5 protein-coding genes are annotated in these 6,000 nt (G+C 64.1%); 3 read left to right on the forward strand and 2 right to left on the reverse strand.

Translation table 11 applies throughout. From position 1 onward, the window contains the following. Positions 1–483 precede the first annotated feature (483 nt). Both ACFUTX_RS16355 and ACFUTX_RS16360 read left to right on the forward strand, forming a co-directional pair. The gene (locus ACFUTX_RS16355; protein ID WP_378867148.1) at positions 484–813 is read left to right on the forward strand and encodes an ATP-dependent DNA ligase; all 330 of its coding nucleotides are present in this window, start codon (positions 484–486) and stop codon (positions 811–813) included. A 778-nt stretch (positions 814–1,591) separates the two neighbouring features. Further along, on the forward strand, positions 1,592–2,749 hold the full coding sequence (locus tag ACFUTX_RS16360) for a hypothetical protein (RefSeq protein WP_378867151.1): 1,158 nt from the start codon (positions 1,592–1,594) through the stop codon (positions 2,747–2,749). 618 nt (positions 2,750–3,367) lie between these two features. On the opposite strand, the gene ACFUTX_RS16365 is transcribed toward ACFUTX_RS16360, so the two are convergent. Continuing rightward, the gene (locus ACFUTX_RS16365; RefSeq protein WP_378867154.1) at positions 3,368–4,156 is read right to left on the reverse strand and encodes a hypothetical protein; all 789 of its coding nucleotides are present in this window, start codon (positions 4,154–4,156) and stop codon (positions 3,368–3,370) included. Between the two features lie 270 nt (positions 4,157–4,426). Continuing rightward, complete coding sequence (locus ACFUTX_RS16370) at positions 4,427–5,368, reverse strand: helix-turn-helix transcriptional regulator (protein ID WP_378867157.1); 942 nt, start codon at positions 5,366–5,368, stop codon at positions 4,427–4,429. Positions 5,369–5,574: 206 nt separating this feature from the next. Between ACFUTX_RS16370 and ACFUTX_RS16375 the strand changes: the two genes are divergently transcribed. After that, complete coding sequence (locus tag ACFUTX_RS16375) at positions 5,575–5,904, forward strand: ATP-dependent DNA ligase (RefSeq protein WP_378867160.1); 330 nt, start codon at positions 5,575–5,577, stop codon at positions 5,902–5,904. Positions 5,905–6,000: the final 96 nt, after the last annotated feature.

Below are 6,000 nucleotides of genomic sequence, written 5' to 3' on the forward strand. Positions count from 1 at the left end.
AACATCTTCCATCTGCAGTTTGAGAAGTGGATTCGGTCTGCGGGGAGTGCGCGATGCCGGGCTTCTCGTACGGACTCGGGATGGCTACCAAAGGCGTCACCGGCTCAATTCTCGAGGGTTCGAACCGCTCGAGGATTGGCTGTATCCGTTTATTGACGTCCTCGCCCCGACGACTCTGGAGCCATGACCGCGGAGTGACCTGTCCGCGAGCGAGAACGCTGCGGGAACAATCTCGTTGATTCCGTCGTGATCTGAGCTCGCGTTTGACAACTGCGACCGCTTTTCGGTCGCGCTTCGCGGCCGGCATCGCGACGTCGCTGAAGAGGAGTGTCGTCGACTACGCCCGTCAGCAATCGATGTCCCTCACAGCGGTCCCGGTCTTGCCGAACCGCCCTAGAATCATCGACCGAGGATGCGTCTCTGGGAGCCGCAAACCGAGCAGGTCTACGCGTTGATCAGGGCAGGTCGAGGAGGGGCTGCTTCGTGGGCAAGTTCATGTATGGCGAGATGGTCAGTCACGAGTTCGATGACAGGTTGCTGGCGCACCTCGAGGTCGTGATGGTGCAAAAGCTCCGCCGCAACGAGCCGTTTCTGTTCGCCTGGAACCAAAACATGTCGCTCGGATCTGGGAGGATGAGCGTCTGGGTGCACGCGAGCGCGCACCTCGCGTTCAAGTACAACGGGGGGCGACCACCGACGTTGAACCGGGACTGGCTGGAAGCCCTCGCGACTGCCGCGAACTCCACACAGGGTTTACGCGCACTGCCGGAGCCACCTGCCACGGGCGGTGAAGCCGACGCATCCCCGCCGTGAGCTGACTCGACGTTCATTGGACGATGGAATCTTCGCCGAGCCCCGCTGCGACTCCCGTACCCGTGGCGCGGCATGCCGTCGAAGGTCTTGTCTTCTGATCGACGTCGCCATAGCGTTCGAAATGCAACGGTAGGGCAGCTGACTCGACAGGTGTCGGCTGGTCATGCTGATTCTGGGGAGTCGTCATGTTTTCTCAAGAACGTTCGCTGACTCGATCCGCTCGCCGCCGTGTCGCTTTGGCGGCCAGTATCGCGGCGCTTCTCCTCTTCGCGAGCGTTTCGCCTGCGGTCGCCACCACGCCGCCCATTGTGCCAGGACATGCTCCCTCCCCGTCGGGTGGGACGGTCGCAATCGGCGCGGGAATTGATGCGGCCAATCAGAACGCTCAGCTGGCAGAGTCGCTGCCGGCCCAGATGTACATGTCGTGGACCGCCCAACCGCCGTTGTGTCCCTCTGCGGCGACGAGTGAGCCCCGATCGATCAGTGTGGTGGGATCGCGAACGGTCGTGGTCGATGCGCAGTACCAGTGTTCGTTCGTTTCGGCGTACGACACTGCGACCGGATCCTTGCTCTGGCGACGCTCGTACCACTTCGCGGGGGCCGCGCAGGTCGTGGGCTCGACCGTCTACGTGCTGCACGACGGCACTTCCCTGCAGGGTACGGTTGTGGACGCGCTGTCGTTGTCATCCGGCGCGGTGCGGTGGCGCACACCCGGGGTCGCGGCGACACCCACCGCCGGCGTCGCGGTGGGTGCGGGCGTTGTGGCGACCCGGGGACGGTGCTGGACGCTGCAACTGGCGCGCGAAAGTTCGAGTTCACCGGTGCCGGTGGGACCCCTCTGGTCGCCGGCGGAGTCGTCTACCTCAATGCATCAACGGTGATCAAGGCGTTCACGACCGCGGGCACACTGTTGTGGTCCAAAACGAAACCCGTCAGGACGGGCGTGGTCTTCGGGCCGGGCGCGGGCACGGCGCTGCCTTCGTTGCACGCTGGAGAGCTTTACATCACCAGTCCCTACGCCGAGAACGCGACCAGCACCGCGCGAACGCTCGCCCTCGACGCGAAGACCGGGAAGATTCTGCGCACTCTGCCGCCCAGCGCAACCCCAGTCGCCTTCGACGGAACCACGGGAATCGTCACAACAACCGCGAACAACGATTCCACAGTGGTCTCCGCCATTCACCTGCCGACCGGCTCGGTCTACTGGAGCAAGAAACTTACTGCCTTCCGCGACGGGCCTGCCGTCCTCAATCAAGCCCCGCCTGTGATCTCGAACGGCCTGGTCTGGATGCAAGCGTCGAGAGACACCGCAACCCCCGGCCGCTTGATTGCCTTGGACGAGGTGTCCGGCAGCACCCGGAACACCGTCACCCAACCCTGCCCCCCGGCGACGGGCCCCGTCGTCATCGCACAACGCCGAATCCTCACGCCGAGCAACTGTGGCGTAACAACGTTCACCGAAACGAAGCCACCGCAACTGCTAGCCGATTCTGGATTCGAAGTCGGCACAAGTGGCTGGACTCCGCTTCCGGGCGGAGCCCTCAGTCGCGTCACATCACCGATCCACAGAGGTTCGGCAGCGGTGCGAGTGATGCCTTCCGCTGCAAGTCAGTACACCACCGGGATCACACACGGCTCGGTGGTTCGCAACTCCGTCGCCGGGAGACTCTATGTGGTGTCGTGCTGGGTGCGAGCAGTTGGTGACGGACTCGACCTGCGAGCCGTGGTGCGCGAGTACTCACAGGATCTATCGACGGAGATCTATCAGCCGCCCACGTCCTTCGCACAGATCCCCGCGGGAACGTGGATGCAGATCAGCGCATCGGGCCGCGCAACCGCGGCTGGCCATCGGATGATTCCACAGGTCTACGCGACCGGCGCCGGCGCAAACACCACTGCCACGGTCTATGACGACTGTTCCTTTACGTCGGGGTAGCCATCCCCTTCCTGCGGCGGCCTCGGGGAAAGTCCTTAGCCGACGCTCGGCCCAGCGCGCCCATCTCACTAGTTCCCAAGAGGCTCGTGCGAGCACCGTTGACCCGGTGCGCCCCACTAACGCAAGCCGTCGCCGACGACGTAGCAGTGACTCCTGAGCGGTGGTCGCCGGCAGCACGCTTTTGAGGTTCGCCCCTCCTCGACCTGCGAGCGGACCATCCTCTCGAGGACTACCTGCAGCAGCATCGGCCGGCGGTAGCGCGATTCGCTGGATGCTGCGGGATCGCCAAGAAAGCCTTGATATCGGCACGCTCGCGGCGCGGATCCTGGACTCGGCGACCGAGATCTACATTGAGCCGCATGAGCGGCAAGACAGGGAGTGGATTATCGCGCTCGACCGCGAAGGCTCTCCGCATCCCGCTGAGGAGGTCAGACGGTTGCGGATGATCCTGACAACGCGAGGAGTGTCTCTGTCGTTGCGCCGCTGGTGTGTGCAATGCGTTGCGGTCGTGTACCGGCTGGCAGAAAGCGCCTGGGGCCGTCTCTACGGTGGGCGGTGGCGAGCAAGCGCCCGGCCGCAGCGGTGGCGGGGCGCTTGCTCATGGTGTTGATCGTGTCGTTACGACTCCGCGGAGGGCGTGGCGGGTCGGGGCGGCACAGTCCCGGCGCGGAGAGCCGCGACCTGCGCCTGGTGGGCAGTACCGGATAGTTGGTCGCCGACGCTCGGGGCGCCCTGCGCCTTCTGCTTGATTTTCGGCGCTTCTACCTCGGCCTTGGTCAGCATGGCTTCCCAGCGCTGCTGCATGGGTCGGATGAGGCCGCCGCCGACGCCGACGATGATCACGCCGGCAAGGATCGCCAGGACGGCGATGAGGATCGGGATGGTGACGGTAGTGGCAACTTCGATCTGGTTCAGCGCTGCCGTAACCCCCAGGAAAATGATGAAGATGGCCACGATGTTGGCCAGGAGCTTGCCATAGGACAGTCCGCTGAGGGTGCTCTGGATGATGTTCTTCGCGGCGGCGGCGATGGCAGACGCGATGACAACGATCATGATCGCGACGAGGATCTTCGGGAGGAACGCGATGATTCCTTCGAGGAGGTCGCTCACTGGGTTGGGACCGAAGACGCCGAACGCGAACTGCAGAACGAACAGCACCAGCGTGCAATAGACGATCTTGCCGACGATGTCGGAGGCGTCCAATTTGGACTTGGCGAGCGCTCGTTTGATGCCGCCACGTTCGACGAGTCGATCAAAGCCCACTCGCTCCAGAAGTTTCTCGACGCCTTTGGCGATGAGCTTGGCGACGATGAGCCCAACGATGAGGATGACGAGGAAGAGAAGAAACAGCGGTAGAAGCGCGATGACAGCGGCAATGCCGTCTCTGAGCACTTCGGGGAAGTTCATCGTGAGTCCTTTCGAGGCCGAATATCAGGCGGCTAGCAATGGTCGATGACGGGCGGCGGGAACTCCGCCTTACACCGTAAGGCGCGAGCGAGATGGTACCGGGGCAGCCGGATACGGCGTCAAGGAAACCGGCGAGCCTTGCATCTCGCCTCACCTTCGTGGTAGACGCGCGTCCGCGGCCGGTGATCGAGAAGTACTAATCGGTGGCCGCTCGATCCTGGTCTCACCTGCGAACTGACTGGCGCGCGATCAGCGCCCCACCCTGGAAGTTCAGCGATCGAGCAACCACTTCGGTCCGACCCCGTACTGGAGGCGGAACATCGCCGCCAACCGACTCGCTGAGGGAAAGCCCCATCGTCGAGCGATCTCGGCGACGGTGTCGCCGGTGGTCGGGTCGCCGTTGATAAATTCTTGCCGCGCTCCTTCCAGCCGGACACGGCGCCGGTAGGCTGCCGGCGTCAGCTCAGAATCGGTATGGGTGTGGAACGCCAGAGCGAGCTCGGGCACGGATGAGCCTGCGGCTTCGGCGACGTCGTCGATCGTGATCGGCAGCGACGCGAAGGCATGGATGAAGTCCGTCGCGGCGCGATAGACCGTCCGTTGTCGCTCCGCGGATGCGTGCAGTGCGCTCCGGTCCGCGACCAGTCGGAAGGACTCCAGGGCGGTGACGGCGAGGAAGTGATACACGCCGGCACGGATCAGGTCGTTGCGAAGCGATCCGTCGTGCTGACAGGCGCGAGCCATCGCGCACGCCGAGAGCCATCTGTCGGCTACCTCCCGCGACGACGGTCGCGGTCCGTCGAATGCCAGCACCAGGTCGGGGCGCCCGTAGATCAGCCGTGCCGTGCGCTGGAGGCAGGCGGGGTCGAAGCTGACAGCGCGGACTACAATGTCTTGGTTCGCTGCGGTGTAGGGAGATTCCGGCTGGAAGATGGCCGGCTCGATCCACATGTCGCCGCTGGCCCGGCCCTCCTCCCATGGCATGGGGTGGGTCGGAGTCGCGAGGATGAACTGTTCGAGGTTGGCCGTGGAGACGCAGGATCCGTCGAACCGGCCGTCGGCGATCTGGAACCTATCGTCACCGGCGGCGCGGTTCGTGAGGGCCTTGAACTCGCGCCTGATCTGGATGCGGCCATAGACGTTGGCCAGATGCTGCTCGGTCTCATCAGGGTCAACCGACGCGAAGTGGAACTCAAAGTAGGTGGCAGACACGTGGCATCACCTCCGCGGCAACGGATCAGCCCACACCGACCTCCGGGATCGGTGTGCGACCGCTGCCGAGAACTTTGCCCCCGCGGTGCGGTGAGTGCAACCGCGTCGTCATTGAGCAACGACCTGGCGATGATGCACATCCTGGGAGAAATCGAGTGAATGTAGCGTCCTGGCCTGCGCATCGTGCGCGAAGCTACGCTGTGCCCGTGGGGAGGTTCGTCTACGACTCGAGCGGGAACTCGGTGGAGATCGAGGACCGCACGCTGGCGCATATTCGCCTGGTGATGATGAACAAGCTGCGCCGCGGGGAGTCTTTCATGTTCGAGGTGGAGGTGGGTGACGGCAGCGGTCGACGCAGCTTCTGGATCCACCCCTCGGTGCCGTTGGTGTTCCACTTCTTCGGTGGCCGCCAGCCGCAGATCAACCGGCTCTGGGTGGAAGAGCTGATCCAGGAAGCGAGCGGGCCCAGAGGGCTCACGATCACCCCCGAACCTGCAGAGCCTCAGGCGCCTCCCCACGGACAATCAGCGGGCTAGTTGTTCTTCCCCGTGAGGTTGTGAACGCGGTCTGAGGGGACGGTGCCGCCGATGCCGGTGTGGGGTCTGTGGTGATTGTAGTGATGGAGCCAGGCG

This window comes from Microbacterium sp. NPDC057407 (assembly GCF_042803895.1).
In the GTDB taxonomy this organism is placed as follows: domain Bacteria; phylum Actinomycetota; class Actinomycetes; order Actinomycetales; family Microbacteriaceae; genus Microbacterium.